General features: G+C 61.0%; 23 protein-coding genes. 15 read left to right on the top strand and 8 right to left on the bottom strand.

Going from position 1 to position 25,871, the window contains the following annotated elements; all coding sequences use genetic code 11:
- Positions 1-36: 36 nt before the first annotated feature.
- The 4 genes from MUN80_RS07160 to MUN80_RS07145 form a co-directional block, all read right to left on the bottom strand.
- On the bottom strand, positions 37-816 hold the full coding sequence (locus tag MUN80_RS07160) for an alpha/beta fold hydrolase (RefSeq protein WP_244721609.1): 780 nt from the start codon (positions 814-816) through the stop codon (positions 37-39).
- Positions 800-1,441, bottom strand: a complete 642-nt coding sequence (locus MUN80_RS07155) for an anthranilate synthase component II (RefSeq protein ID WP_244721606.1) — start codon at positions 1,439-1,441, stop codon at positions 800-802. The genes MUN80_RS07160 and MUN80_RS07155 overlap by 17 nt, the downstream gene beginning before the upstream one ends.
- A gap of 103 nt (positions 1,442-1,544) precedes the next feature.
- Positions 1,545-2,066, bottom strand: a complete 522-nt coding sequence (locus MUN80_RS07150; RefSeq protein WP_244721603.1) for a CvpA family protein — start codon at positions 2,064-2,066, stop codon at positions 1,545-1,547.
- Positions 2,067-2,162: 96 nt separating this feature from the next.
- On the bottom strand, positions 2,163-2,627 hold the full coding sequence (locus MUN80_RS07145) for a GatB/YqeY domain-containing protein (protein ID WP_135396193.1): 465 nt from the start codon (positions 2,625-2,627) through the stop codon (positions 2,163-2,165).
- Between the two features lie 99 nt (positions 2,628-2,726).
- On the opposite strand from MUN80_RS07145, the gene MUN80_RS07140 reads away from it, so the two are divergent.
- The 12 genes from MUN80_RS07140 to MUN80_RS07085 all read left to right on the top strand — a co-directional run bounded on the left by MUN80_RS07140 (position 2,727) and on the right by MUN80_RS07085 (position 14,618).
- Positions 2,727-3,440: a pyridoxine 5'-phosphate synthase gene (locus MUN80_RS07140; RefSeq protein WP_244721601.1), complete on the top strand. Its 714-nt coding sequence runs from the start codon at positions 2,727-2,729 to the stop codon at positions 3,438-3,440.
- Between the two features lie 123 nt (positions 3,441-3,563).
- Positions 3,564-4,604 (top strand): tRNA 2-selenouridine(34) synthase MnmH, encoded by a 1,041-nt coding sequence (mnmH, locus tag MUN80_RS07135; protein ID WP_244721598.1) that lies wholly within the window; start codon positions 3,564-3,566, stop codon positions 4,602-4,604.
- Positions 4,605-4,997 carry a VOC family protein gene (locus MUN80_RS07130; RefSeq protein ID WP_244721595.1) on the top strand — a complete coding sequence of 131 codons (393 nt, stop codon included), beginning with the start codon at positions 4,605-4,607 and terminating at the stop codon, positions 4,995-4,997.
- A 294-nt stretch (positions 4,998-5,291) separates the two neighbouring features.
- Positions 5,292-6,356: a selenide, water dikinase SelD gene (selD, locus tag MUN80_RS07125; RefSeq protein WP_244721592.1), complete on the top strand. Its 1,065-nt coding sequence runs from the start codon at positions 5,292-5,294 to the stop codon at positions 6,354-6,356.
- A 30-nt stretch (positions 6,357-6,386) separates the two neighbouring features.
- Complete coding sequence (locus tag MUN80_RS07120) at positions 6,387-6,953, top strand: PH domain-containing protein (RefSeq protein WP_244721590.1); 567 nt, start codon at positions 6,387-6,389, stop codon at positions 6,951-6,953.
- Positions 6,954-7,088: 135 nt separating this feature from the next.
- Positions 7,089-8,969: an ATP-binding protein gene (locus MUN80_RS07115; protein WP_244721587.1), complete on the top strand. Its 1,881-nt coding sequence runs from the start codon at positions 7,089-7,091 to the stop codon at positions 8,967-8,969.
- A gap of 112 nt (positions 8,970-9,081) precedes the next feature.
- The gene (locus MUN80_RS07110) at positions 9,082-9,435 is read left to right on the top strand and encodes a hypothetical protein (protein ID WP_244721585.1); all 354 of its coding nucleotides are present in this window, start codon (positions 9,082-9,084) and stop codon (positions 9,433-9,435) included.
- A complete protein-coding gene (locus MUN80_RS07105) occupies positions 9,408-11,537 on the top strand; it encodes an NHL repeat-containing protein (protein ID WP_244721583.1) in 2,130 nt (709 codons plus the stop codon). The genes MUN80_RS07110 and MUN80_RS07105 overlap by 28 nt, the downstream gene beginning before the upstream one ends.
- Positions 11,459-12,121, top strand: coding sequence for a T9SS type A sorting domain-containing protein (locus tag MUN80_RS07100; protein ID WP_244721581.1), 663 nt, complete (start codon positions 11,459-11,461; stop codon positions 12,119-12,121). The genes MUN80_RS07105 and MUN80_RS07100 overlap by 79 nt, the downstream gene beginning before the upstream one ends.
- Positions 12,122-12,207: 86 nt before the next feature.
- Positions 12,208-12,978, top strand: coding sequence for an alpha/beta fold hydrolase (locus MUN80_RS07095; protein ID WP_244721579.1), 771 nt, complete (start codon positions 12,208-12,210; stop codon positions 12,976-12,978).
- A gap of 81 nt (positions 12,979-13,059) precedes the next feature.
- Positions 13,060-13,764 carry an SAM-dependent methyltransferase gene (locus tag MUN80_RS07090; RefSeq protein WP_244721577.1) on the top strand — a complete coding sequence of 235 codons (705 nt, stop codon included), beginning with the start codon at positions 13,060-13,062 and terminating at the stop codon, positions 13,762-13,764.
- 119 nt (positions 13,765-13,883) lie between these two features.
- Positions 13,884-14,618, top strand: a complete 735-nt coding sequence (locus MUN80_RS07085; protein ID WP_244721575.1) for a trypsin-like serine protease — start codon at positions 13,884-13,886, stop codon at positions 14,616-14,618.
- Between the two features lie 160 nt (positions 14,619-14,778).
- Here MUN80_RS07085 and feoB read toward each other — a convergent pair whose 3' ends face one another.
- Both feoB and MUN80_RS07075 read right to left on the bottom strand, forming a co-directional pair.
- A complete protein-coding gene (feoB, locus tag MUN80_RS07080) occupies positions 14,779-16,971 on the bottom strand; it encodes a ferrous iron transport protein B (protein ID WP_244721567.1) in 2,193 nt (730 codons plus the stop codon).
- Positions 16,972-16,981: 10 nt separating this feature from the next.
- Positions 16,982-17,245, bottom strand: a complete 264-nt coding sequence (locus MUN80_RS07075; protein WP_244677109.1) for a FeoA family protein — start codon at positions 17,243-17,245, stop codon at positions 16,982-16,984.
- Positions 17,246-17,469: 224 nt separating this feature from the next.
- Between MUN80_RS07075 and MUN80_RS07070 the strand changes: the two genes are divergently transcribed.
- Positions 17,470-18,369 (top strand): carboxypeptidase-like regulatory domain-containing protein, encoded by a 900-nt coding sequence (locus MUN80_RS07070; protein ID WP_244721557.1) that lies wholly within the window; start codon positions 17,470-17,472, stop codon positions 18,367-18,369.
- 197 nt (positions 18,370-18,566) lie between these two features.
- Here MUN80_RS07070 and MUN80_RS07065 read toward each other — a convergent pair whose 3' ends face one another.
- Positions 18,567-19,199 carry an OmpA family protein gene (locus MUN80_RS07065; protein WP_244721555.1) on the bottom strand — a complete coding sequence of 211 codons (633 nt, stop codon included), beginning with the start codon at positions 19,197-19,199 and terminating at the stop codon, positions 18,567-18,569.
- A 94-nt stretch (positions 19,200-19,293) separates the two neighbouring features.
- Positions 19,294-21,789, bottom strand: coding sequence for a bifunctional UDP-N-acetylmuramoyl-tripeptide:D-alanyl-D-alanine ligase/alanine racemase (locus MUN80_RS07060; RefSeq protein ID WP_244721553.1), 2,496 nt, complete (start codon positions 21,787-21,789; stop codon positions 19,294-19,296).
- Between the two features lie 148 nt (positions 21,790-21,937).
- Between MUN80_RS07060 and MUN80_RS07055 the strand changes: the two genes are divergently transcribed.
- Together MUN80_RS07055 and MUN80_RS07050 are read left to right on the top strand one after the other, a co-directional pair.
- Complete coding sequence (locus tag MUN80_RS07055) at positions 21,938-22,849, top strand: EamA family transporter (RefSeq protein ID WP_244721551.1); 912 nt, start codon at positions 21,938-21,940, stop codon at positions 22,847-22,849.
- 325 nt (positions 22,850-23,174) lie between these two features.
- Positions 23,175-25,736, top strand: coding sequence for a YfhO family protein (locus tag MUN80_RS07050; RefSeq protein WP_244721549.1), 2,562 nt, complete (start codon positions 23,175-23,177; stop codon positions 25,734-25,736).
- The last annotated feature ends 135 nt before the right edge of the window (positions 25,737-25,871 follow it).

Raw genomic sequence — 25,871 nt, 5'->3', positions numbered from 1 at the left:
CAATAAGCGCCCAAGCGGGCAATTTGTTTGCGGTACTTACGTCAGGGCCGGCTCCAGGGTCGTGCGGCGCAGAAACTGCCGCAGCAACAGGTTGAAATCCTGGGGCCGTTCCATCATGGGCACGTGGCAGCAATGGTCCAGAAAATGCAGCTCGGCATTGGGCAGCAGGCGCTCAAACTCATGGGCCACCATCGGGGGCGTAATCGTGTCGTTCAGGCCCCAGACCAGCAGCGTGGGCACGGTAATCTTGGTGAGCTCCTTGCCCAGGTTGTGGCGCTGGGCTGAGCGGGCAATGTTGATGATGCGTAGCACCTTGGTGTTGGAATTGGTCACGTTGAAGACCTCATCGACCAGGTCCTTGGTAGCAATGCTGGGGTCGTAGAAGGTGTAGGCCACGCGCTCCTGCACGAAATTATAGTTGCCGCGCTTGGGGAAAGAGCCGCCCATCGAGTCTTCAAACAAGCCACTGCTGCCCGTGAGTACCAGACGCTGCACCATCTGGGGGTTGCGCAGGGCATATACCAGGGCAATGTGGCCGCCGAGGGAGTTGCCAAGCACCGTCATGGGCTCTTGCAGGCGCATTTCCCGTAGAAAGTCTTCCACGTAATTGACCAGTCCGGGCACCCCGGCCTGAGTCAGGGGCATGTCGTAGATGGGCAGCAGCGGGATAATCACCCGGTAGTCGGTGCCAAATTCCTGGATAACGTCCTGCCAGTTGCTCAGGGCTCCGAACAGGCCGTGCAAGAGCAGCAGCACCTCGCCCGAGCCTTCTTCTACATACTGAAAACCGTTCTGTTCCTTAATCTGCAATTCCATCTTCGGGGGAGATTTCGAGGCCGGCTAGGGCTGAGTGACCATCCTTCGCAATGATACAACACTTGACCCAATTGCGGAGAAGTGCCAGCCCGTGGGAAGTGAGCAGCGCTTCAGGATGAAACTGGACGCCGTACAAAGGGTAGGTACGGTGCCGGAATCCCATCAGTTCGTGCGCCGCATCGGTGGTGTAAGCCAGGGCCTCTAAATCGGGAGGTAATAAATTGACAATCAGTGAATGGTAGCGCGTGACAGCAAATTGCGGCGGCAGACCGGCAAACAGCGGGTCGGCCGAGGAGGCCACAGCTATGTCCGACACTTTACCGTGCATGGGCCGAGCTGCCCGCTGAAGCCGGGCTCCGAAGAACTCGCCCAACGCCTGGTGACCTAGGCACACGCCTAGCATAGGCACGCGCTGGTAGTATTCCTCGATAACCTGCAGCAAACAGCCCGCCTTGGCCGGTGTACCAGGCCCCGGCGACAGAACGATGCCGTCGAACTCATATTGCCTGATTTGCTCGAGCGACACGTCGTTGCGGACAACCTGCACGGCGGCCCCGAGCTGCTGAAAGTAATCCAGCAGGTTGAAGGTGAACGAGTCGAAGTTGTCGAGCAGCAGCAGGCGCATATATAGCGTACGGAGCGGTTTTCCGGCGCAAAGGTTGGCAGCGGCCCGCGCATTTCCCTTGGGCGGGCCCGTCAGTACCGTAACCGTCGACTTCGCCAGAAGGTTAGAACACTCCACGTAGCTGCTCGAGCAGCGTGGTAGCGAAGGGCAGCACGAAGCCCACGATTTCGAGGGCAAACGGGGTGGCCTGCTGCACTACGGGCAATACTTGCGAGTCGGCGACGACCGTAGGCGAAATAAGCTTGAGCCCAGCAAAGCCGATGCCGTGCAGCAGCAAGCTAATGCCTAACACCCATTTCAGGGCCCCGGCGGCCCCGCCCAGCAGGTTGTCGAGCATGCCCAGGGGCGTCAGGTGCACGGCCGTTTTAACCAGGCCGCCCGCCATGTGTACGCCCCAGGTGATAAGCACAAACACCAGCAGAAACGACACGATGGGCAACATTCCGAAAGCCTCACCCACGTAGTTGCGCACCAGCGGAACCGCGTCGTTGAGTAAGGCCAGTCCGCCGATAATGCCCAGCACGAAGGCCAGCAGCGAAGCCGTCTCCAGCACCAGTCCGCGCCGGAAGCCTTTGACGGCCCCCACACCCAGCGGAATCAGCAGCAGAATATCGAAGCCGGACATAATGTGAGGTGGTGACTGAGTGACTGAGTGAGTTTTTGTTCTGACTGCGCAAGTTGAACAACCAACTCACTTATTCACTCAGTCACTCATTCGCAGCTAGACATTCGTGTTGTTGAGCAGGTTGCTGACGACTTGAGAAATCATCTTGCCGTCGGCCTGGCCGGACAACTCCCGGGCGGCAACGCCCATTACCTTGCCCAGGTCGGAGGGGCCGGTGGCACCCACGCGCTGGATGATGCCCACGAGCTTTTCGACCAGATCAGCTTCTGAGAGCTGCTGGGGCAGGTACTCTTCGATGATGGCCAGCTCGGCTAGCTCGATTTCTTCCAGGTCGGAGCGGAACTGCTTCTGGTAGGTTTCGGCGGCTTCGCGGCGCTGCTTGGCGGCTTTGTTGAGCAGCTTGAGTTCGGCGTCCTCGGTCAGGGCAGCACCGTGGGCCCCTTCGGCCGTTTCGGCCAGCATGATCTGCGACTTGATGCTACGCAGGGCCTGGAGCCGAACTTTGTCCTTGGCCAGCATAGCCTTTTTGATATCCGCGTCGATGGTTTCCTTCAGAGCCATAAGTTTGTAGTAGTAAATGTCTGGAACCCGTAGATTCCGACTGGCCGCGTATCAATGACCCACGCGGGCCGTTTTGGAGTCAGATTTTCGCCTTCTCTCATGACGAAACTTAGCGTAAACATAAATAAAATCGCCACGCTGCGGAATGCCCGCGGCCACAACCGTCCCGATGTGTTGCAGGTAGCCCGTGACTGTGAGCGGTTTGGCGCCCAGGGCATCACGGTGCACCCCCGACCCGATGAGCGCCATATCCGCTACCAGGACGTGCGCGACCTGCGCCAGATCGTGACCACCGAGCTCAACGTGGAGGGCAACCCCACGCCCGACTTCATCGACTTGGTGCGCGAAGTGCGGCCCGAGCAGGTGACGCTGGTACCCGACGCGCCCGACGCTATTACCTCCAACGCCGGCTGGGACACCATCACCCACCAGATTTATCTGATTGGCGTGGTCACGGAGCTCAAATCCATTGGCTGCCGGGTGTCTATCTTCCTCGACCCCGACCCGGCCATGGTGAAGGCCGCCGTGGCCACGGGCACCGACCGGATTGAGCTCTACACCGAAGACTACGCCCGCCAGTACCCCCAGGACCCGGCCGCCGCTATTGCCCCCTACGCCGTGGCGGCCACCCTGGCCCAGCAGCTGGGCCTCGGCCTTAACGCCGGCCACGACCTGGATTTGGAAAACCTGGCCTACCTGCACCAGAACTTACCCGGGCTGGCCGAGGTTAGCATCGGGCACGCCCTGGTGTGCGACGCGCTGTACTACGGGCTGGAAAATACCATTCAGCTCTACCGCCGGCAGCTGGTGTGAGATAGTGAAATGGTCAACTGGTGAGTTTTTCGTTTGAATGGCGCAGCTCCGCACGGTTTGAACCACAGCTTACCCGAACATCAACTCACCATCTCACTATTTCACCATTTCACCTCTCCCAACTTGCCTCGTATTCCCCTCTCCGATTTTCTGACCGGGCCTGCTGATGCCCCCATTCTGGACGTGCGCGCGCCCATTGAGTACGCCCACGGCCATATTCCGGGGGCGCTGAGCTTGCCGCTGTTTTCGGATGAGGAGCGGGCCCGCATCGGCACGACCTACAAGCAGGTCAGCCAGGACCGGGCCATCCACATCGGGCTCGACTTTTTTGGGCCCAAGATGAGCCGAATGGTGAAGCAGGCCCAAAAGCTGGCTCCTAACAAGGAAGTGCGGCTGCACTGCTGGCGGGGCGGCATGCGGAGCGGGGCCGTGCACTGGCTGCTGGAGCTGGCCGGCTTCAAGGTGCATTTGCTTGATAAAGGCTACAAGGATTACCGCCGCTGGGCCCTGGCCCAGTTCGCGGAGCCCCGGCCAATGCTGATTCTGGGCGGCCTTACCGGCTCGGGCAAAACCGACGTGCTGCACGAGTTGGCTAGCCGCGGCGAAACCATTGTCGACCTGGAGGGGCTGGCCAGCCATAAGGGGTCCTCGTTTGGGGCCATCGGCCTGCCGCCCCAGCCCACGCCCGAGCAGTTCGAAAACAACCTGGCTCTGGTGCTGGATCAGTTGCCGCAGGGCGTCACGCCCTGGCTGGAAGACGAGAGCCTGACCATCGGGCGCCTCAACATTCCCAAGGCCCTGTTTGAGCAGATGCGCGCCGCCCCCCTACTGGTGCTCGACATCCCGCGCCCGGTACGCACGAGCAAGCTGGCGGCCGAATACGGCAAGGAAGACCCGCAGCAATTGACCGAGGCCATTCAGCGCATCGGCAAGCGGCTGGGCGGCCTGGCGACCAAACAGGCCCTGGCCGCCATTGAGGCCGGCGACATGGAGCAAATGGTCGATATTGCCCTCTCCTACTATGACAAAACCTACGGCTTCGGGCTCGACAACAAGACCAACAGCCAGGTTATCCGCATTCCGTCCGACACCTGCGACCCACGGGTAAATGCCGATCTGGTGCTGGCCGCTGCCCGGGACGCTGGCTTACTAGTAACTGCCTAAATGCTGGTTCCGAAGCTGCGGGTAGCCCGCCCCACCGATAATTTGGCAGCCGTAATTCGCTTTTACCGCGACGGGCTGGGCCTGCCGGAGCTGACTTCCTTCACGGCCCACAACGGCTTCGATGGGGTGATGCTGGGCCATCTGGCCGGGCCCTATCATTTCGAGTTTACCCACCAGCCTGGCCATACCGCGGGCCGGGCCCCCACTGCCGACAACCTGCTGGTCTTCTACCTGCCCGACGCGGCCGAGTGGCAGGCAGCCGTACAGCGCCTGCTCGACCACGGCTACCCGCCCGTGCCGTCTTACAACCCCTATTGGGACCAGCAGGGCCGCACCTTCGAAGACCCCGACGGTTACCGCGTGGTGCTGCAGCGGGCCGCGTGGGCGCTGTAGCCCGGGGCTCTATATGCAACAGGTCGGCCGGCTTGGGGTGTTAGCTGGCGGATAGCTTCGGGCCTCAAGCTTTCTTGACGAGGGCGTCACCTCGAAGCCGACTCTCCCAAGCGACGCAGGTTCTGGCTTAACGGCAATCTGGTGCAGCCAAATATCAATCGGAACTAGCCAGCTGGTTTTTTCCTTGTTCGAGGTCTGCCTTGCTACTTTCGGAGCGGCAGAGCCGACTATATTTTTCCAGGACCTTTGCCGCCTTTCGTGGTTATCTTGGCCCACTTCTGACTTTGTTGCCTTATGCTTCCCGATACCTCCTCCCCTGCCACCGACCAGATTCGCCTGACCCAGTATAGCCACGGCGCGGGCTGCGGCTGCAAAATCGCGCCCAAGGTGCTCGACCAGATTCTGCACACCAGCATAGCTCAACCCGAGCACGAGAAGCTGCTGGTCGGCAACAGCAGCCGCGACGACGCGGCCGTGTACGACATCGGCGGCGGGCAAGCCATCATCAGCACCACCGACTTCTTCATGCCTATTGTGGACGACGCCTATGACTTCGGGCGCATCGCCTCGGCCAACGCTATTTCGGACGTGTACGCCATGGGCGGCCGGCCCGTCATGGCCATTGCCGTGCTGGGCTGGCCCATTGATAAGCTGGCGCCCGAAGTAGCCCGCCGGGTGATTGAGGGCAGCCGCAGCATTTGCGCCGAGGCCGGCATTCCGCTGGCCGGCGGCCACAGCATCGATTCGCCGGAGCCCATTTTCGGCTTGGCCGTGACCGGGATGCTCGATATTCCGAACCTGAAGCAGAACGACACCGCTACGGCCGGCTGCGAGCTGTATCTGACCAAGCCCCTGGGCGTGGGCATGCTCACCACGGCCCAGAAGCGCGGCATTCTGCTGCCCGAGCACGAACAGATTGCGCCCCGGAGCATGATGCAGCTCAACAAAATCGGCTTTGACCTGGGCCAGCTCGCGGCCGTGCGGGCCATGACCGATGTAACGGGCTTCGGCCTGCTGGGTCACCTCGCGGAAGTGTGCGAAGGCAGCAACCTGACAGCCGAAGTGGAGTTTAGCAAGGTGCCTTTGCTGGCCGAGGCTGAGCAGTACCGGCAGCAGAAAGCCGTACCCGGCGGCACGGTGCGCAACTGGGACAGCTACGGCCACAAAATCGGGGAAATAACCGACGAGCAGCGCCAGTGGCTCTGTGACCCTCAGACTTCGGGCGGCCTGCTGGTGTGCGTGGAACCCGGCGGCCGGGCCCAGGTTCAGGCCGTGTTCGAGCAGTACGGCTTGCAGCTCGAATCATTCGGCAGCCTGCGCCCCCACGTGGCCGGGGAACCCTGGATTGAGGTCAAGTAGAAGGTGAAGCTGTTTCCTTTTCTGCGGCCCTTGCTCGAATTCACGGTGGCGGTGTGCGCCATCGTGTTTGGGTTGCGCTTTATCACCGGCTTTTTTACCAAGGCCAGCCGGGTGTACCGGCCCACGTTTCTGCGGCAGCTCTACTTGCTGTTTTGGCCCCTGCTGTGCATGAGCGTAGGCCTGCCCTTCCTGATTTCGTTTCTATATCTGGGCACGCTGAGTGCCTACGAGCTGGTACTGCTCACGGCCCTGGCGGCCGTGATTCTCGGCTTTTCCGTACCGGCCCTCATCCTGCACGCCCAATATTACGCCCATAACCTTCACACGACGCTGGTTTTCGACCCGAAGCAGAACAAGCTGGAGGTGTACGAGGACCGGCAGCTCGTCCGCTTCGCCCAGCGCGACCTGGTGCGGGTGGAGTATGTGACGTGCCGCTCACCGCGCTTTTTCTGGAGCAATTACAACTTCCTGCGCCTCCATCTGGCCTCGGGGCAGGTGCTTACGCTTACGTCTCTGCTTACCAACTTGGGCCCGGTAGCCGAATTTTTGCGCAACTCCCACCTGGAGCCCCGGCAACACTGGTTCTGCTTTTTGTAAGCAGGCGGCCGGGAGCAGGCATCCTAGCCACCTTCCTGAAAAAGTACTATCTGCAAGGTCAACAGTACGCTGAGAAGCCCTATCTTTACGGACTTTCTTCTATTGCCTGACCTAATGCGGCGTTTTTTCCTGTGCTTGCTGCTCCTGTTTGCTGCTGGTCAACTACTTTGGGCTCAGGCGCCCGTCGGTACGGCTAGCCCGAAGAACCGCTGGCGCAGCCGGCCAGCCTCACCCCAGCGGGTACGAGAGCTTGATTCGCTTAGCTACGCCCTTCACGATATTATGCCCGATACGGCCCGGCGCTACGGCGAGCAGGCCGTGGCTCTGGCCCAGCAGTTGCAGGACCAGCGCGGCCTGATGCACAGCTTAGCCACGCTAGGCAGTTGCTACGCGGTGCTCTCCGACGGAGCCCACGCCCTGCAGCTCTATGCCGAGTCGCAGGCCCTGGCCCGCCACCTGGGCGATGCTGACGGCCTGGTGCGCAGCCATACGACCATGGCCGCCGTGCACCATGAGCGCAGCGACACGGCCAGTGCCTGGCAGCACTACCGCCACGCCCTGCGCCTGGCCGGCCACAAGGGCGTGCAGCCCGCCACGCTCCTGACCCTGTACGGTAACCTGTCGAGCCTGTTTTTCCATCTGGGCCAGGATGCCCGCGCTTTGCGCTACACCGATATGGCCCTGGAACTGGCCCGGCGCACCGGCAACCGGATGAACGAGTCTATCTACCTGGCTAACTTGGGCACTTACCACTTCTATGGGCAGCGTTACGCGCTGGCTGAAAAACTGATCCGCCAGTCTCTGGCCCTGACCCAGCAGGCCCACCAGCCCCGCTACGAGGCCGGCGACTTGGCCTTGCTCAGCATGGTGCTGCTCGAAACCGGACGCACGCCGGAAGCGGCGGCCCTGGCCCGGCTCTCGCTCCGGCAGGCCCGCCTGGGGCAAAGCAAAGAACGGGTTCTGGATGCCTACAATATGCTGGCCGAGGTGACGGCCCGGCAGCGGCAGTACCAACAGGCCTACCAGTGGCAGCAGCACTACGCCGCCCTGAACGACTCGCTCAACAACGGCCGCCGCCTGGCCACGCTCACTGCCCTGCAAAGCCGCTACGACAGCGAAGACCGGGAAAAGCAGATCCAGTTGCTAACCCAGCAGGCCGAGCTCCAGCAGCTGCGCAACCGGGAACTGTGGGGAGTTATTACCGCTCTGGTGCTGGGGTTGCTGGGTGCGGGCCTGCTCTACTGGCAGTTGCGTCGCAGCCGGGCTGCCCTGGCCGCCAACAACGTGGTGCTGCAGGAAACTACCGCCGAACTGCGGCAGATGGCCGCCTCCAAAGACCGGCTCTACGCCATTGTGGCCCACGACCTGCGCGGTCCGGTCACGTCGTTTGTGGGCGTGACCGAGCTGATTGGCTTTTACCTCAAACGCAAAGACGAAGAAGGGCTGCAGCGGCTGCCAGCCCTGGTGCGGCAGTCGGCCCAGAGCCTGAACAACCTGCTCGACAACCTGCTGAATTGGGCCGTGAGCCAGACCGGAGAGCTGGCCTACCGTCCCGAGCAGCTGGATGTGGCCGAGTTGTTCGCCGAGAATCAGCAGCTCTACCAAACCACGGCCGAGGCCAAGCAGATTTCCCTGGAGGCCGTGCATCCGGCCGGCCTCACGCTCTGGGCCGACCACAACATGACCCGGACCATTCTGCGCAACCTGGTGGGCAACGCGCTGAAGTTTACGCCGCCCGGCGGCACCGTGCAGTTTGCAGCAGCCAAGGCCGGAGCCAATGTGCTGCTGACCGTGACAGACTCGGGCCGCGGCATGCCGGCCAACTTGGTAACCGAACTGCTCAGTTCCGGTCCGATTCAGGCCTCGACCACCCTGCTCGGGTCCCGCACGGGCACGGGGCTGGGACTGCTGCTGTGCAAGGCCTTCGTACAACGCCACGGCGGTACGCTCGATATCCGTAGCACACCCGACGGCGGAACCAGCGTGTTGGTCGGGCTGCCAGCGGCCCGGGGTTAGCAGCCCCGCCCAGGATGGTTTTAAAAGGTAAGCCGGGGCCGTACCTTTATTCACATTTTCTCCTACCGGCCAGACTACTGCAGTAAGTAGCCTCTCATTATTCTTTGTTTATATGCTCCAACCGTTACGCACTTGGCCGCACCTGCTCGGCGCCTGGCTTACCTTCCTGCTGCTTCTGACCGGCTATGACGGCCGGGCCCAGAGCTGGAATATGGCCCAGGCCATTGGCACGTCTGAGCTGAACGGGCAGGCCACCGGTGTCCATACCATTGCCGACGGAACCGGTGGCCTCTACGTTACGGGCTCCTTCCAGGGCGCTATCAGCTTGGGGGCCGCACTCTGCGCAGTGATGAGTACAGCTCCTTTATTGCCAAGCTGCAGGCCGGCACCGGCACCTGCCAGTGGATTATCAGCGGCCCGGGCGGCGCCGACCTGGCCGTGGATGCCGCCGGTGACCTGTACGTAGCCGGCGCCTTTGGCGGGCGCACCCTCACGCTGGGCGCTACCACGCTCACCAACACCTGCTCTAACCCCTACGGCTCCGACCTGTACGTGGCAAAGCTGAGCAGCGGCGGGCAGTGGCTGTGGGCCTACCAGGCCAGTGGCCCTGGCAGCAAAGACGCCAGCCGCATTGCCCTCGACGCCAGCGGCAACGTGTACCTGACCGGCAACTTCGGCACTAGCGCCACCTTTGGCAGCACCACGCTCACCTCCACCAGCAACGAAGTTTTCGTGGCTAAAATCAGTGCGGCCGGCCAGTGGCAATGGGCCGTGAAAGGAGGCAGCGAAAAGCAAAACACCACCAACGGCCTGCAAACTGATGCCAGCGGCAACGTGTACGTCACGGGGTCTTTCCGGGGCGTCACGGCCACGTTCGGAAGCTTCTCTTTGACCAACAGCAGCGCCGTGGCCGGCAGTGGCTTGCCCGACCTGTTTGTGGCGAAGCTCAGCGCGGCCGGGCAGTGGCAGTGGGTAACCAAGGCCGGGGGCTACAACAGTGACTATACGGTGGGCCTGGGGCTTGATGCGGGTGGCAACGTGTACGTGGCTGGCCTGACGGAATACGGCCTAGTTAGCTTCGGCAGCATCAGCGTAAATGTTCCGTATGAGAGCCGGGTGTTCGTGGCCAAGCTCAATCCTACCGGGCAGTGGCAGTGGGTCACACTAGCGGGCGGAACAGCCCAGGACCACCCCAGCGCCCTACTCGTGGATGCCGCGGGTAACACCTACCTGACCGGCAACTTCACCAGCCCCCGCCTGACGTTGGGTAGCCTTTCGCTCGACAAGCCCGGCCAGCAGGCGGGTACATTTGTGGCCAAGATGAACAGCAGCGGACAGTGGCAATGGGCCGCCCAAAACAGCGGCACGGAAAACGTCAGTAGCAACGGCTTGACCCTGGACGCGGCCGGCAACGTGTTTGTGACGGGGCATTATATCTATGGCAGCACCACCTTTGGCACCACTACCCTGACCAGCAGCGGAACCACCGACTTGTTCGTGGCTCGCCTGAACGGTAGCGGGCAGTGGCAGTGGGCCGTGCAAAGCAACGGCGGCGGCGAATCATCGGTGCACGCCACGGCCACCGATGCGGCTGGCAACGTGTACGTAACCGGCATTTTTACCGGCACCCTGCTTTTTGGCCCCACCACGCTGAGCAGTCAGGCAGGCAACAGCCTGTTTGTGGCCAAGCGCAGCGCCGCTGGCCAGTGGCTCTGGGTAAAGCAAACCACCGGCTCGGCCCGCTACGGCAAAGGAGACTATTTCGACAGGAATGCCCTGGCCGTCGACGGTAGCGGCAACGTGTACCTGACCGGCAGCTTCCGGGGCAACAGCGCTACGTTCGGCTCATCGGTGTTGAGCAGCCTTACTGGCGGCTACTATGGCTACGACGCCTTTGTGGCTAAACTCGATGCCAGCGGACAGTGGCAGTGGGCCGTGCGGGGCGGGGGCACCGACGACGACTCCGGCAGTAGCCTGGCAACGGATGGTAGTGGCCGGGTGTATGTAAGCGGGCACTTCTATAGCACGACGGCCCAGTTTGGCAGCCTCTCGGTAACCAGCTCCTCAGCTAACCGCAACCAGGAAGTTTTTGTGGCCCGGCTCGACGCCGACGGGCAGTGGCAGTGGGCCAGCAGCGGCGGCGGCGCTACCGATGACCGTGGTAGCAGCCTGGCCCTGGATGCATCCGGCAACGTGTACATAGCCGGCTCCTACCAAACGGCGGCCACCTTCGGCCCTAGTACGCTGAACAGCCCGGGCTACTCGTCGGCCTACGTGGCCAAACTTAACGCAGCCGGCCAGTGGCAATGGGCAACGGGTGCCCGGGGCAGTGGCTATTACGGGGCCGCCGGCATTGCTACCGATGCCAGCGGCAACGCCTACGTGACGGGCTTCGTCAGCGGTGGGGCCGCCTTCGACAACATCATTCTTTCCAGCACCGACAGCGCCGACGTGTACGTGGCCAAAGTAAACCCCACCGGCCAGTGGCAGTGGGCCACGCTCGGGGGCTGCGCGGCTCCAACGAAGGCAGGGCTATTGCCGCCGATGCCAGCGGTGGCGCCTACGTAACCGGAATCTACCGGAGTGCCGGCGCTATTTTTGGTTCCACCACCTTACCCTACAGCAAGCGCAGCTACTACGACACCTTCGTGGCCAAGCTCACACCGACGGGCCAGTGGCAATGGGCCCAGGGCGTGGCTGGCGTAGCTGTGGGTCACAGCCTGGCCCTCGATAATGCGGGCAACCTGTACCTGGGTGGCAAGTTTGCGGGCATTTACGGGGCAAAACAGGCCACCTTCGGCACCCTTTCCCTGACCAGCCCGTCGGCCGTGCATTCAGTAGGATACCTGGCCCGACTGAACCTGACGATTACGGGCAGCCGTTCGGCGAGCCAAACCCGGAGCCTGGCCCAGGCCTTCCCCAACCCTTTTGCTCACCAGCTCACGGTGCAGCTGCTCGATTCCCAGCCAGGTTTGGTAGAGATTATAGCCCACGATGCTACGGGTCGGCAGTGGCTGCGTGAGCAGGTATCCCTACTGGCCGGGCAAACGACTCTGCCCCTGCCAGCGGCGGCCCGGTGGCCAGCCGGCGTGTACACGCTCACCGTGCGCCAAGGCTCGCAGCAGCAAGTACTGAAGGTAGTTCGGCACTAACCTGTACTGCCTTATTTGACCGGGCCGGCTGCTTTCGAGTGGCCGGCCCGTTTCATTTGCCGGCTTCTTCCGACCTTTGCCCCACTATGCAACTACACTTCCGCGAAATGGGCGCGGGCAATCCGCTCGTTATCCTGCACGGCCTCTTCGGCACTTCCGACAACTGGCAGACCCTGGCCAAGCGCTGGGCCGAAACCCACCGCGTTATCGTCGTCGACCTGCGCAACCACGGCCGCTCCCCCCAGACGGCCGAGCACAGCTACGAGCTGATGAGCCAGGACGTGCTGGAATTGTTCGACCAGCTCCAGCTAGAGCACGTGACCCTGATGGGCCACAGCATGGGCGGCAAGGTGGCCATGCGCTTTGCCCTGGACCACCCCACCCGCCTCGACAAGCTCATTGTGCTTGACATTGCCCCGCGTCTGTCGGACATGCGCCACCAGGACGATATCCTGGCTGGTCTGCACGCCGTGGATCTGACGACGATTGAGTCAAGGCAGCAGGCTGATGAGGCCTTAGCTCAGCACATCCCGCAGCTGGGCGTGCGGCAGTTTCTGCTCAAAAACCTGTACCGCCGCGACGACAACTCCTTTGCCTGGCGCCCCAACCTGGCTGCCCTGACGGAGCATATGCCGGCCATCGGCGCCGAAATCAGCAGCCCGACGCCTTTCCTGAAGCCAGCCCTTTTCGTGCGCGGCGGCAAGTCGGACTACGTAAGCACCGAAGACAAGCTCTACGCCATTCCGGCCCTGTTTCCCAACAGCCAGGTTGAAACCATCGTCGATGCCGGCCACTGGCTACACGCCGAAAAGCCCGACGAAATCTACGCCCTGGTCGAGGCCTTTGCTAAAAGCTAGTTGCTGGTTGTTAGTTGTCAGGTGTTAGTTCGTGCTGACCTCTGCTCCTAACAACTGACAACTAACAACCAATAACTAAGAATGAAAGGTACCCTCTACCTTATTCCCACCGTGCTGGCCGACGATACGGCGGCCCAGGTACTGCCCGCACAGGTGGCGACGCAGGTAGCTGCTCTGTCGTATTTCCTGGTCGAAAATGCCCGTACGGCCCGGCGCTTTATTAAGAGCGTGGCTCCGGCCCAGGTTATTGAGAGCCTACGCATTTCGGTTATCGACAAGGACTCGACCGAAGCTCAGATTCAGGAGGCGCTGAAGGCCGTGGTGGCCGGGCAGGATGCCGGCGTGCTTTCGGAAGCCGGCTGCCCCGGCGTGGCCGACCCCGGCGCCGAAGTGGCCCGTCTGGCTCATAAGCTCGGTATTCGGGTGGTGCCATTGGTGGGGCCTTCGTCGTTGTTGCTGGCCTTGATGGGCTCTGGAATGAACGGACAGAGCTTTGCCTTCCATGGCTATTTGCCCATCGAGCGGGCCCAGCGCATTGCGGCCATCAAAGCTCTGGAAAAGCAGGCCTTGAGTCAGCACCAGACCCAGCTCTTTATCGAAACGCCCTACCGCAACATGCAAATGCTGGAAGACCTGCTCACCCAGCTCCAGCCTTCCACCCGTCTTTGCATTGCTGCCAACCTCACCGCCCCCGACGAACTGGTGCGCACCGACACGGTAGCCAACTGGAAAGGCAAGCTCCCCCAGATTCATAAGCAGCCCGCCGTTTTCCTGATTGGAAGGTAGCCTTCATGGGCAGGACCGACCTCTTACCCAGACAATTGGCCACCATTGGATATGCGGCTAGGATTGGCGTAGTTTAGCTCTATGCCAACGACGATGTTGCGCACTACAAGGCCGACACCATGAAGTTTTCCTGGCTGCTCCCCCTCCTACTACTGACGGTTGAGTGCTCGGGTCAGGAGACGGTTTCGCAGAAGACCTTCCCCGACATAGCCCTAACCAACCAGATTGATTTCACCGATCCGCAATTTGATCAGGCCCGTTTTAGCTGCGGCTTTCTGCTCAAGCACCACAACGATACGGTGGCCGTTACGGCCAAGCACTTGCTGAAAGTCATCAAGACCAAGGAAATGAACACTGTTTCCTTTGGTAATAGCATCAAGGCTTGGTCCCTCTTTTCCTTGTCGAATAAGGGCAATAAGGTCGTGACGAAGGCTCTACTAAATGAGAACAAAGCAGAGCTTCTGGAAGACAAAGCCACCTACGACGATGACTGGCTGGTGTTTTCGCTTAGCGCCAACCACACTGCCGTCAAGCCCCTGGAAGCCCGCTCTACCCCGCTTACTCCCGGCGAAAAGCTGTACGTGGTGGGCTGGACGCGCAAAATGGAGGCCGGACCCCAACGGGTCTACGAGTTTGAGTACTACAAGACCATCGACCATCGGCTGCTCTTAAAAGACCTCATCGTGCCCGAGCAGTTCGGCGGCCTAAGTGGCGCGCCGGTAGTAGATGAGCAAGGCCTGGTAGTGGGCATTGTATCCAATAGCACCATGGACCCGGCGACGAAAAAGAAGTATTTTTCCCCCTGCGCCCTGGATGGGCTGCTGGCATTTCTGGAAACGAATTCGAAGAAGTAGGCGCTTACTCAACGCTTGGACAAAAGCGCAACGACTTCAGCAAACTGCTGTTACAGCGAAAAGCCCTAACGCCAGTTCAGGCGTTAGGGCTTTTCGCTGTAACAGCAGTTTGGTCATCAACAGCCGACGGATGGCTGCGGCTACGTCCTCGCAAGGACAGTTATTTAAACAGTTGGTATACCAGCAACGACGACACGTAGGCCAGGCCCGTCATGTAGAGCAGTTGCATCAGGGGCCATTTCCAGCCTTTCGTTTCGCGGTACACGACGGCCAGGGTACTCATGCACTGCATAGCAAACACATAGAAAACGAGCAACGAAAACGCCCGGGCCGGGGTAAAGAAGGGCTGACCGTTGTCGTCTTTCTCGGCGGCCAGCTTTTGCTGCACCGTGCGCATGTCGGCGTCCTGACCCACGCTGTAAATAGTGGAGATAGTGCCCACGAATACTTCCCGGGCCGCAAACGAGGTAATCAGGGCAATACCGATTTTCCAGTCGAAGCCCAGGGGGCGGATGGCCGGCTCCAGGGTGCGGCCAAACAAACCGGCGTAAGAATTTTCCAGCTTTTCGGAGGCAATGCGGATATCGGTTTCCTCGGCCGAGAGCCGCTGCTGAGCGGCTGTGGCCCGTACCCGGGTTTCGGCCTGCTCTAGGGCATTGCCCGGCCCATACGAAGCCAGCACCCACAGAATCACGGAAATGGCCACGATAACCTTACCGGCCTGGAATACGAAGGTCTTGACCTTCTCCACGATGGTAATACCCACGTTTTTCCAGCGCGGCCAGCGGTACACCGGAAACTCCATAATGAAGTAGCTCTTGTTCTGGGTGCGCAGAATCAGCTTTAACAGCCAGGCCGAGAAAATAGCCGCGAAGAAGCCCAGCAGGTATAACCCCATCAGGGCAATGCCCTGCAGATTGAAGATGCCCAGCACTTTCTGGGGAGGTACCACCAACGCAATCAGCACAGTATACACCGGAATCCGGGCTGAGCAGCTCATCAGCGGCGTCACGAAGATGGTAATAATCCGGTCCTTCCAGTTTTCGATGGTACGGGCACTCATAATGGCTGGTACGGCGCAGGCCACTCCCGAAATCAGGGGCACAATGCTTTTACCGTTCAGACCAAACTTGCGCATGATCCGGTCCATCATGAAGGTTACTCGGGCCATGTAGCCGGTTTCCTCCAGCACCGCAATAAAGGCGAAGAGCAGGGCAATCTGCGGAATGAAGATGAGCACGCCGCCTAGGCCAGCCAGTACGCCTTCGGTGAGCAGGTTTACCAGCGGCCCGTCGAAATTGGTTTGTACCAGCTGGTTTATCCACGTCACGCCCTCGTCGATGAGCTCCATCGGGTAGCTGGCCCAGGCAAAGACGGCCTGGAACATCAAAAACAGAATGCCGAAGAAAATCAGGTAACCCCAGACTTTGTGGGTCAGGATTTTGTCGAGCTTGTTGCTGTAAGGCTCGTTTTTCTCGGTCCGCACCACCGTCACGGTGTTCAGCAGAATGTCATTGATGCGGGCGTACCGGTCAATGGTTTCCTGGGCCTGCCGGGGCGTGGGCTTGAAATCGTATTTCTCGACCAGCTCGGCAATGTAGGCCTTCTCATCGGCCGTCAGAAAGCTGATCTGCCGAAACTGGTGGGCATAATGCAGGGCCAGGTAATCGTTGTGCAGGTTGAAGTAGTAGCGAATCTGCCGGATCATGGGCAGCAAATCCTCACTGGGCTCGAAAAAACTCACCGTGGGGGCACCCAACTGCCGCGACATCACAATCTTGAGGGCCGCTATGCCCACGCCCTTGCGGGCATTCATCGGGATGATGGGCACGCCCAGCTCCTGCTGCAGGGCCATAATATCAATCTGGACGCCGTGCTGCTCGGCTACGTCCATCATGTTCAAAGCCAGCACCGCGGGCAAGCCCAGGTCGGCGAGCTGGGTGAACAGCAGCAGGTTGCGCCGCAGATTGGAGGCATCAACGGTAATGACCACGAAGTCCGGGTACTGGTCCGACCCCTTATCGTAGAGCAGGTCGGTGATTACCTTTTCATCGAGGCTCTTTGGGTACAGCGAGTAGGTACCGGGCAGGTCAATGATTTCGGCCCGGTGCTGGGGCGTGAGCTGACTGATACCGGTCTTGCGGTCTACCGTCACGCCAGGGAAGTTGCCGACTTTCTGGTTGAGGCCCGTGAGCTGGTTAAATAACGACGACTTGCCCGAGTTGGGATTACCAATCAGGGCAATGCGCGTCAGCTCGCGGTGACTGCGCGGTGGTACGTCGCGCAGGGCTTCCAGCGTCAGCGCCGAGGCGGCGGCCCCGGTGGGGTCGGATATGAGAGTGGCGCGGGCCATACGGCAGCGGCTAGTCTTTCAGGAGAATCGTGGCCGCCTCACTGACCCGCAACGAGAGCGTATAGTCCTCGTCGCCCACGACCAGCGTGATGGGGCAGCCCAACGGAGCCCGGCTGTTCAGTCGAACCTGGGTGCCGGGAATACAGCCCATTTCCAGCAGCTTGAGGGCCATTTCGGGGTCCTCGAGGCAGCAGATCGTGCCGCTTTCGCCCAGACGCAGGTCTTTTACGCTGCGGGGCGTAGGGGTCTTGGCTTGGGCGGAACGGCTGGACACGGGCGGTGGGTGTTATTTAGATTCTGTTCAAACAAAGGTACTACCCATTTAGGTTTCAGCCAAAACTCAGAAATCGGTATAGTCGAGTTCCGATAAAAGCCTTAAGTCTCTGATTTAGAATTATTCCGAAATGCAATTGCATATTTATAAATATTCAGGGAGGTATTGCGTTTCTTCGCCCTTTTCATTGTAGTTTTGACATATAATTAAGAATCTGCCTACCTATGCTCCAACGCTTACTTACTCTTTTCGCCTTCGTTCTGCTGTTTCCAGCACTAGGCTTCGCCCAAGACAACAAAATCTCGGGGCGCATTGTAGACCAAAAGACTAAAGAGCCGATTCCTTTTGCCTCTATTGGGCTTAAGGAGGAACAAAGCGGCGCTTTAACCAACGAGTATGGCTTCTTCCAGATGGCCATGCCGGAGAAGAACGCCCAGGACTCCCTGGTCGTGCTGGCGCTGGGTTACTTCCGCAAAGCCATCCTGGTGAAGAAAGGCGCTAGCCTACAGGATCTTATCATCGAGGTTCCCAAGCGCGTAATCGAAATCCAGGGAGTTACCGTAAAGGGCGGCAAGGTGAAAGACCTGTCTCTGGGCTCGAAGGGTAGCACGCCCGGCGAGGGAATGATTCAGGGCTTGCCCGGCCAGCAGTACGCCTTCTTCGTGAAAAACGAAAAGGGTAAAAAGCTCGGCAACGTGCGCTCGGTTTCGTTTTACATCGGCGAAAACGGCTTCCCCCGCGAACCGTTCCGCGTGCGCCTTTACAAGGCCGACGGCAACTACAACTCGCCCAACACCGACATCCTGACCGACAACGTCGTGGTTTCGGCTCCTAAAGGCGGCGAGTGGTATACCATCGACCTGAACTCGTACAACATTCCGGCCCCTGAGGAAGGCTTCTTCGTAGCCATGGAGTGGATTGTGAGCGGTGACAAGTTCTACACCACCAACTTCATGGACTCCTACACGCCTTACGGCCAGATCATGCGTCCTACCTTCGAATTCAAGGAAAGCCGCACCTGGACCTACTCCATCGGCAAAGGCTGGAGCCTGATTACCCTGGCCAATAATGGCATGCGCTACAACGCCATGATCAAGGCTGAGGTCGACATGATCAAAGACTAACTTTTAATGCGCTGAATGTGGGAAATGTGCTGATGCGCTAATCATCGTCTAGGCCTTCACTCCCCAGCCAGCAAAAAGAGGCTGCTTCCGTCAGGAAGCAGCCTCTTTTTATTTGTTTGCTCGTATTGAAAACGTGGCTGAAAGCTGATTTACTTAGTAGCACATCAGCACGTTTCCCACATTCAGCGCATTAAAAGTTATTTTGTGCGGACGGCAATTTCGACGCGGCGATTTTGCTGGCGTCCTTCAGCCGTGGCGTTGGAAGCTACCGGCTGGCTCTCGCCCATAGGCTCGATGCTCACGCGGGAAGCGTCAATTTTACCGTTCTGGTTCAGCCAGGTTTTCACGGCGTTGGCGCGCTTCTCGCTCAGCTCCCGGTTGTAATTTTTGTCGCCGCGCGAGTCGGCGAAGCCCATGATGTAGACGGGGCCAGTGGCGTAGCGCTGCCCAATGGAGGCCGAAATTTGCTCCAGAGCCTTGCTGGCCCCAGCCTTGATTTCAGCTTTGTCCGTATCGAAGAGCACGGTTTCTTCTACGCCGTAAACGCTGTACTCGTCGTTGCCGCGTACCGTTACGTCGGGTAGGTTTACTTCGGGATATTTCACGTCGGCCAGCTTGGCTTTGGCCATATCCCAGCCGCTGCCCACGGCATCGGTAGCGCCGGCGGCAGCACCTTCTACGGCATCACCGGCGGTTTGACCGTCGCGGTACACAACGGCCGTGTCTTGGGTAGCTTCTTGAGGCTGGTCTTTGGTTTCGGGGTTTTTCAGGTTGTCGCAGGCCGTCAGCAAAGCAATCAGGGCTACAACAGAGAGAAGGTGCTTTTTCATGTGGTTGTGGAGAAAGGAACGAGTAGAATAGGAAGTGGGGACGCTTACGCAGATCTACGGCGCAGGTTGAGTTTCTTCCTCCGGCCCGGCCCTTCTACTCGGCGAAAAACACCCGCTTTACCCGCTCACTCACGTTGGTCAGCAGTTCGTACGGAATGGTGCCGATGCGGCCTGCAGCCTCCCGCAGAGGCATTTCTTCGCCAAACACCACGGCTGAGTCGCCAGCCTGGGCCCCGGCAATGTGGGTTACGTCGGCCATGCACATGTCCATGCACACGTTGCCTACCAGCGGAGCCCGCTGCCCCCGAATGACTACCTCCCCGACCCCGTTACCGAAGCGCCGGTCGTAGCCATCGGCGTAGCCAATGGCCAGAGTAGCAATGCGCCGCTCGTGGCTTACGGCCTCTCCGCGGCGGCCGTAGCCTACCGTTTGACCCGGAGCCAGGGTCTTGATCTGGGAAATAGTAGTGCGCAGGCTGCTCACGGGCCGTAGAGCGTCGGGCTGCTGCCCGCTGGCTTCCACGCCGTAGAGGCCGATGCCCAGGCGGACCATATCGTAGTGGGCGTCGGGGAAGCGCACGATGCCGGCCGAGTTCAGGGCGTGCTTGATAATGGAGTACCCCAGCGCCGTTTCGACTTGCGGGGCCATGCGCTGGAAGGCGGCCAGCTGCTGGCGCGAAAAGTCGTTGTGCTGCTCCTCGTCGGCGCCGGCCAGGTGGGTCAGGGCGCTGGCCACGCGCAGGTGGGCGGCGTGCTCCCGCAGCATGGCGCAGAGCTCGGGCAGGTCTTCCTCGGCAAAGCCCAGGCGGCGCATGCCGGTATCGAGCTTGAGGTGAATGGCGGGCATGGCCTGCTCCTGGGCGGCCCGCAGGTACTCCTGCAGCCGCTCAAACGAGTAGATTTCCGGCTCCAGGTGGTACTGCCGCAGCTTCTGAAACGAGTCCGGCGAGGGGTTCATCACCATAATGGGCAGGCTGATGCCGTGCTGGCGCAGCTCCACGCCCTCGTCGGCATAAGCCACCGCCAGGTAGTCGGCGCGGTGAAACTGCAGCAGGTTAGCCACTTCGTAACTACCGCTGCCGTAAGCAAACGCCTTGACCATGACCATGAGCCGGGTGCCGGGCTGCAGGCGGGCCCGGTAGAAGTTCAGGTTGTGGACCAGCGCGTCGAGGTTGACCTCGAGCACCGTGCCGTGAATCTTCTGCTGGAAGGCGGCCACTATCCGCTCAAACTCGAAGCGCCGGGCTCCTTTTACTAGTATCGTTTCCTGGTGAAACTGCTCGGGTTGAAACGCTTCGAGGAAGGCTTCCGTCGTCGGGAAGAACACCTGCTGCATTTCCCCAAACGCCTGCTGGTGGGCGCTGATTTCCGCCCCAATCCCTACCAGCCGCTCCACGCCGTGGGTCGGCAGCAGGGCCGCCACGTGGGCGTAGAGCTCAGCGGCGGGCAAACCCGATTCGAGTACGTCGGACAAAATCAGGGTGCGGCGGCCGCGGCGGGGCTGGCGGGCCAGGGCGTCGAGGGCGAGGCGCAGGCCCGCCAGGTCGTTGTTGTAGGTATCGTCCAGCACGTAGCAGTCGTTCAGGGCCTGCTTCATTTCCAGGCGCATGGCTACGGGCTGCAGCCGGTCGAGGCGGCGCTGGATTTCGGGCGCGGGCACCTGCCGCCACAGCAGCACTGTCAGGCCGTGCAGGGCATTTTCAACCGAGGGCTCATCGGCAAAGGGCAGCGTGAACGTATGCTCCTGCAACACGGGCCGCTCCAGCGTCAGGCGGACTACCGTGCGCTGGGCCGAGGCTTCGAGCACCTGCACGGCCACGTGGGTATCGTAACTGTGGTGCCGGCTCCAGGTGAAGGTGCGCCCCGTGCCTAGCTGGGCCTGGGCCGCGGCGTGAATGGCCTCATGGTCGCGGCAGTAGAATAGTGTATCGACCTTATCGAAGAGCTGCATCTTCTCGGCTACCTTTTCGGCCGCCGAGGCAAAGCCCGCGTCGTGGGCCGTGCCCAGGTTGGTGAAGATACCCAGCGTGGGCTGAATGACGCGAGCCAGGCGGGTCATTTCGCCGGTTTCGGAAATACCCGCCTCGAAAATACCCAGGGTATGGGTGGCGTTGAGCTCCCACACGCTCAAGGGTACGCCCACCTGGGAATTGTAACTGCGCGGACTCTTGCAAAGCAGCTCATCCGGGCTCAGCAACTGGGCCAGCCACTCCTTGACGATGGTTTTGCCATTGGAGCCCGTAATGCCAAACACCGGTATGCGGAACTGCTGCCGGTGGTGGGCCGCAATAGTTTGCAGGGCCCCCAGTGCAGCGGGCACGACCAGAAAGCCGGCCTCCGGAAACGCCGCCGCGCCGCCGGGAATCAGTTCGGGCTGGTCGACCACGAACAGGCGCACGCCCTGCTGGTAGAGGTCGGGCAGGTAGCGGTGGCCGTCGTGCTGGGCCCCGCGGATGGCAAAGAACAACGAGCCGGCGGGCTGGCCCACCCGGCGGCTGTCGAGCAGCAGGTGCTGAATAGGGGTTGGGGTGGCGGGCTCCTGCAAGATGGAACCGTGAGTCAGGGCCGGAAGGTCGGAGAAAAGCAGCATGGCAGAAGGAAAACCGGGGCAAAGGTAGCAGGGTTTCGGGCGGTGGGTTGCGGGGCCAGGGCGAGGGCTGCCGCCACAACTTCTGCCACCTCCATAGGGCCCCGGCGGCGAAGTCCGTACCTTTGGGGTCTTTTCTTCCTGATTTCCCTTGAAACTCTCCCGCCACCACCTGGCCGCCCTGGCCGCTTTTCTGATCTGGGGCTTTTTCCCGATTCCACTGCGCCTGATGGCCGGCTACTCCAGCGGGCAGATTCTGTTTTTTCGGGTGCTGCTGAGCCTGGCCCTGCTGTTGCTCATCAACCTCACGGCCCGCCGCGCCACGGTGCGGGCCACGGCCCGGCAGTGGCGGCAGGCCGACACGGCTGAGCGGCGGCAGGTGGCTTTCAGCACCTTGGCCGGTGGGGTATTGCTGACCAGCAACTGGCTGCTGTTTATCTACGTCGTGAATAAGGTGAGCGTGCAGGCCGGCTCGTTTGCCTACCTCATCTGCCCGATTCTGACGGCCCTGCTCGGCTTCGTGGTGCTGGGCGAAAAGCTGCGTTTCAACCAGTGGCTGGCCATCAGCCTGAGTGCGGTGAGCTGCGCCCTGCTGGGGGCCGGAGCCTGGCAAAACGTGCTGCTGAGCCTGATAGTGGCCTTTACCTACGCCGCTTACCTCATCACCCAGCGCAAGCTCCAGGGCTACGACCGGTTGGTACTGCTCACGGTGCAGCTGCTGCTGGCGGCCCTGGTGATTCTGCCCGCCGCCCGCCTGCTGGGCGCCGACCCCGCCGCCGGCATTCAGGATTCCTACCTGCTACTGATGGCCACCGTGCTCAGCGTCGGCTTCACCGTCATTCCGCTGTTTCTCAACCTGTTTGCCCTCAACGTGCTACCCTCCGGCACGGTCGGCATCCTGATGTACCTGAACCCGCTGGTCAGCTTTGCCCTGGCCTTCCTCTACTTCGGGGAGCAAGCCACGCTCAAGCAGGGCGTAGCCTACGGCGTGATTCTGCTCTCGGTGGTGCTCTATAACACCAAGCGCAGTCTGAAGGGGAACCCGGCCCCGGCCAAGAGTTGATAAACGCTCGTCTGCGTTTCGTGCAATTTTCTGCGCCAGCAAAACCGGCCAAACCGACCGGCTACCCTGGACCTCCCCGCCATCTCCCCGCCACCTACCCTTAACCACCCACCTCGGAAATTTACTATCCTTCAGAAATCAACCTGGCCCGCTGCCGCTGGTTCTGCTAGGCTTCCCGCGACCCTTGCGGCCCGCCGGTACGGCTCAGTTCTCAGCCACGAATATGCCCGCCGGGCGTTCCGCAAATAAAATAAACGGGCTACCTTCGGGCTGCCTGACTGCCCAAGGCGGCAGGTGAGCCATTTTCCGACTCTTTTCTCGTCTGATGACTACTGTTTCTTCTCCGGCCGTGCCGCTGTGGCGCCGGCTGCTACCCCATTTGCTGGCCGTGGTGTTCTTCCTGGTGCTGGCAGCGGTGTACTTCTCGCCCATCCTGTTCGACGGCAAAACCCTGGCCCAGCACGACGTGGTGCAGTTCAACGGCGGGGCCCACGAGGCCCAGCTTTACCGCGAAGCCACCGGCAAGGAAGCCCTCTGGACCAACTCCATGTTCTCGGGGATGCCGACCTACCTCATCAGCACCCGCTTCCCCGGCGACCTGTCCATCTACCTGCACAACATCTTCACGCTGCACCTGCCGGCGGTAGTGGCCAACCTGTTTTTGGCCCTGGTCTGCGGCTACGTGCTGTTTGTAGCGTTGGGCGTTCGGCCGTTGCTGGCCGCCGTGGGCGCCATTGCCCTGGGCTTTACCAGCTACAACCTCATTATTCTGGCCGCCGGCCACAATACCAAGTCGCTGGCCCTGGCCTACGCGCCGCTGGTACTGGGCGGTTTGCTGGTCACGTTCCGGCGCAACCGCTGGCTGGGCGCGGCTTTGTTTGCCCTGGGCCTGACGATGAATGTGCGCTCCAACCACTTGCAGATAACTTATTACCTGCTCTTGCTGGTGCTGGTGTTCGGCATCGTGGAGCTGGTGGCGGCCCTGCGTGAGAAGCGCCTGTCCGACTTTCTAGGCCGCACCGCCCTGCTGGCCGCCGCCGCCGTATTGGCCGTTGGCGTGAGCTTCGGCCGCCTTTACGTCACGGCCGAGTACGGCAAGTACTCGATTCGGGGCAAGTCGGAGCTGACCACGCCTGCTCCCACGGCTCCCGGCGCTCCGGCAGCAGCGGAAGATGGCGCGGCCGGCAACGGCCTCGACCGGGACTATGCCTTCGGCTGGAGCTACGGCGTGGGCGAAACCATTACCCTGCTTATCCCCAATTACTACGGCGGAGCCAGTGGCGGTTCGCTGAGCGAAAACTCGGCTACCGGCAAGGCCCTGGCCGGCCTGGGTGTGCCGCCCCTGCAGCTGCGCGACTACCTGCAGCAGTTGCCCCTGTACTGGGGCGACCAGCCCATTACCAGCGGCCCGGTGTATATCGGCGCGGTGGTGTGCTTCCTGTTCGTGCTGGGCTTGTTCGTAGCCGACCGCCGCACCCGCACCTGGCTGCTGGTAGGCACCATTCTGTCGATTGTGCTGGCCTGGGGTAAGAACTTTGAGACGTTCAACTACCTCATGTTCGACTACTTCCCCGGCTACAACAAGTTCCGCTCGGTGAGCATGGCCCTGGTTATTGCCCAACTGGCCATGCCGCTGCTGGCCATCTTGGCTTTGGCCCGGGTGCTGCGCGCCCAGCCGGCCCTAGCGCCCCTGGCCGGGGGCAGCACTCACCCCAGCCTGGCGGCCCTGAGCGGCCAGCCCCTGGACTCGCCCGAATCGGCGGACCTGAAGCGTAAGCTGCTCTACGCCGTGGGCATCACGGCTGGTATCTGCGTGCTGGCCTTCCTGGCCGGCCTCGGCGCCGACTTTGCGGCCCCTATTGATGCCCAGTTGCAACAGCAGCAGTTTCCGCTCGATGCCCTGCGGGAGGACCGCGCCAGCCTGATGCGTACCGACGTCTTCCGTTCCATCATCTTTATCGTGCTGACCGGCGGCGTGCTCTATTTCTACCTGCAGCGCAAGCTCTCCGTAACGACGGCCGGCCTGCTGGTGGGTGCCCTTACGCTGGTGGACCTGTGGGGCGTGGATAAGCGCTACCTCAACGACTCGAACTTCCAGCGCGAAACCATTGCCCAGCAGTTTGTGCCCACGCCCGCCGATGAGATGATTCTGCAGGACAAGGACTTGAGCTACCGGGTGCTCAACATGCAGAACCCCTTCAACGAAGCCAACACGTCGTACTTCCATAAGAGCGTGGGCGGCTACCACGGGGCCAAGCTGCGCCGCTACCAGGATTTGATTGAGCGCCAGATTTCGGCCAACAACCTGCAGGTGCTGGCCATGCTCAACACCCGCTACATCATCACCGGTGACCCCAAGCAGCCGGTGCGGCGCAACCCCGGTGCCCTGGGCAATGCCTGGTTTGTGAGCGAGTTGCAGAAGGTGCAGAACCCCGACCAGGAAATTGCGGCCCTGACCAACTTGAACGTGGCTACCACAGCCGTCATCGACGCCTCGAAGTTTCCGCTGACCAAGACCAGCTACAACGCCGCCGGCTCCACCATTGCCCTGACCAACTACTCGCCCGACGAGCTTAAGTACCGCGCTACCGCCGTGCAGGATGGCTTCGTAGTCTTCTCCGAAATCTACTACCAGGACGGCTGGAATGCCTACCTCGATGGTAAGCTGGTGCCCCATCAGCGCGTCAACTACGTGCTGCGCGCCCTACCCGTGCCGGCCGGTACTCACACCATCGAATTCAAGTTTGAGCCCAAGGAATACGCCGTGGGCAACACCATCTCGATGGTTTCCTCTGTCCTGCTGATTCTGGCTCTATTAGGCACCATCTTCTACGCCTTCAAGCGCAAGCCCACCGAGCCAGCCGGGGATGTACGCCTGGCTATGTAAGAGTTTCCTCCGTCCTTGCGAGCAACGCGAAGCCATCCGTCCTCTGCGAAGGTAGTCTCGCTCTTTTACCAGAAAGCCCTTACTACAAGCAGTAGTAAGGGCTTTTACTTTAGAACACTCAGCGCATTTCAACAC

Source organism: Hymenobacter cellulosivorans, from assembly GCF_022919135.1.
In the GTDB taxonomy this organism is placed as follows: domain Bacteria; phylum Bacteroidota; class Bacteroidia; order Cytophagales; family Hymenobacteraceae; genus Hymenobacter; species Hymenobacter cellulosivorans.
The sequence above is the reverse complement of the archived record's forward strand: the minus strand, read 5'-3'. Positions and strand labels throughout refer to the sequence as shown.

Bases quoted from the DNA above. Each gene is read 5' to 3' on its own strand.
- MUN80_RS07110 (WP_244721585.1), top strand. From the start codon at position 9,082: ATGCTCCAACCGTTACGCACTTGGCCGCACCTGCTCGGCGCCTGGCTT.
- MUN80_RS07130 (WP_244721595.1), top strand. From the start codon at position 4,605: ATGCTGGTTCCGAAGCTGCGGGTAGCCCGCCCCACCGATAATTTGGCA.
- MUN80_RS07150 (WP_244721603.1), bottom strand. From the start codon at position 2,066: ATGTCCGGCTTCGATATTCTGCTGCTGATTCCGCTGGGTGTGGGGGCC.
- MUN80_RS07090 (WP_244721577.1), top strand. From the start codon at position 13,060: ATGAAAGGTACCCTCTACCTTATTCCCACCGTGCTGGCCGACGATACG.
- MUN80_RS07160 (WP_244721609.1), bottom strand. From the start codon at position 816: ATGGAATTGCAGATTAAGGAACAGAACGGTTTTCAGTATGTAGAAGAA.
- MUN80_RS07050 (WP_244721549.1), top strand. From the start codon at position 23,175: ATGACTACTGTTTCTTCTCCGGCCGTGCCGCTGTGGCGCCGGCTGCTA.
- feoB (WP_244721567.1), bottom strand. From the start codon at position 16,971: ATGGCCCGCGCCACTCTCATATCCGACCCCACCGGGGCCGCCGCCTCG.
- MUN80_RS07095 (WP_244721579.1), top strand. From the start codon at position 12,208: ATGCAACTACACTTCCGCGAAATGGGCGCGGGCAATCCGCTCGTTATC.
- MUN80_RS07140 (WP_244721601.1), top strand. From the start codon at position 2,727: ATGACGAAACTTAGCGTAAACATAAATAAAATCGCCACGCTGCGGAAT.
- MUN80_RS07085 (WP_244721575.1), top strand. From the start codon at position 13,884: ATGAAGTTTTCCTGGCTGCTCCCCCTCCTACTACTGACGGTTGAGTGC.
- MUN80_RS07060 (WP_244721553.1), bottom strand. From the start codon at position 21,789: ATGCTGCTTTTCTCCGACCTTCCGGCCCTGACTCACGGTTCCATCTTG.
- MUN80_RS07145 (WP_135396193.1), bottom strand. From the start codon at position 2,627: ATGGCTCTGAAGGAAACCATCGACGCGGATATCAAAAAGGCTATGCTG.
- MUN80_RS07065 (WP_244721555.1), bottom strand. From the start codon at position 19,199: ATGAAAAAGCACCTTCTCTCTGTTGTAGCCCTGATTGCTTTGCTGACG.
- selD (WP_244721592.1), top strand. From the start codon at position 5,292: ATGCTTCCCGATACCTCCTCCCCTGCCACCGACCAGATTCGCCTGACC.
- MUN80_RS07070 (WP_244721557.1), top strand. From the start codon at position 17,470: ATGCTCCAACGCTTACTTACTCTTTTCGCCTTCGTTCTGCTGTTTCCA.
- MUN80_RS07155 (WP_244721606.1), bottom strand. From the start codon at position 1,441: ATGCGCCTGCTGCTGCTCGACAACTTCGACTCGTTCACCTTCAACCTG.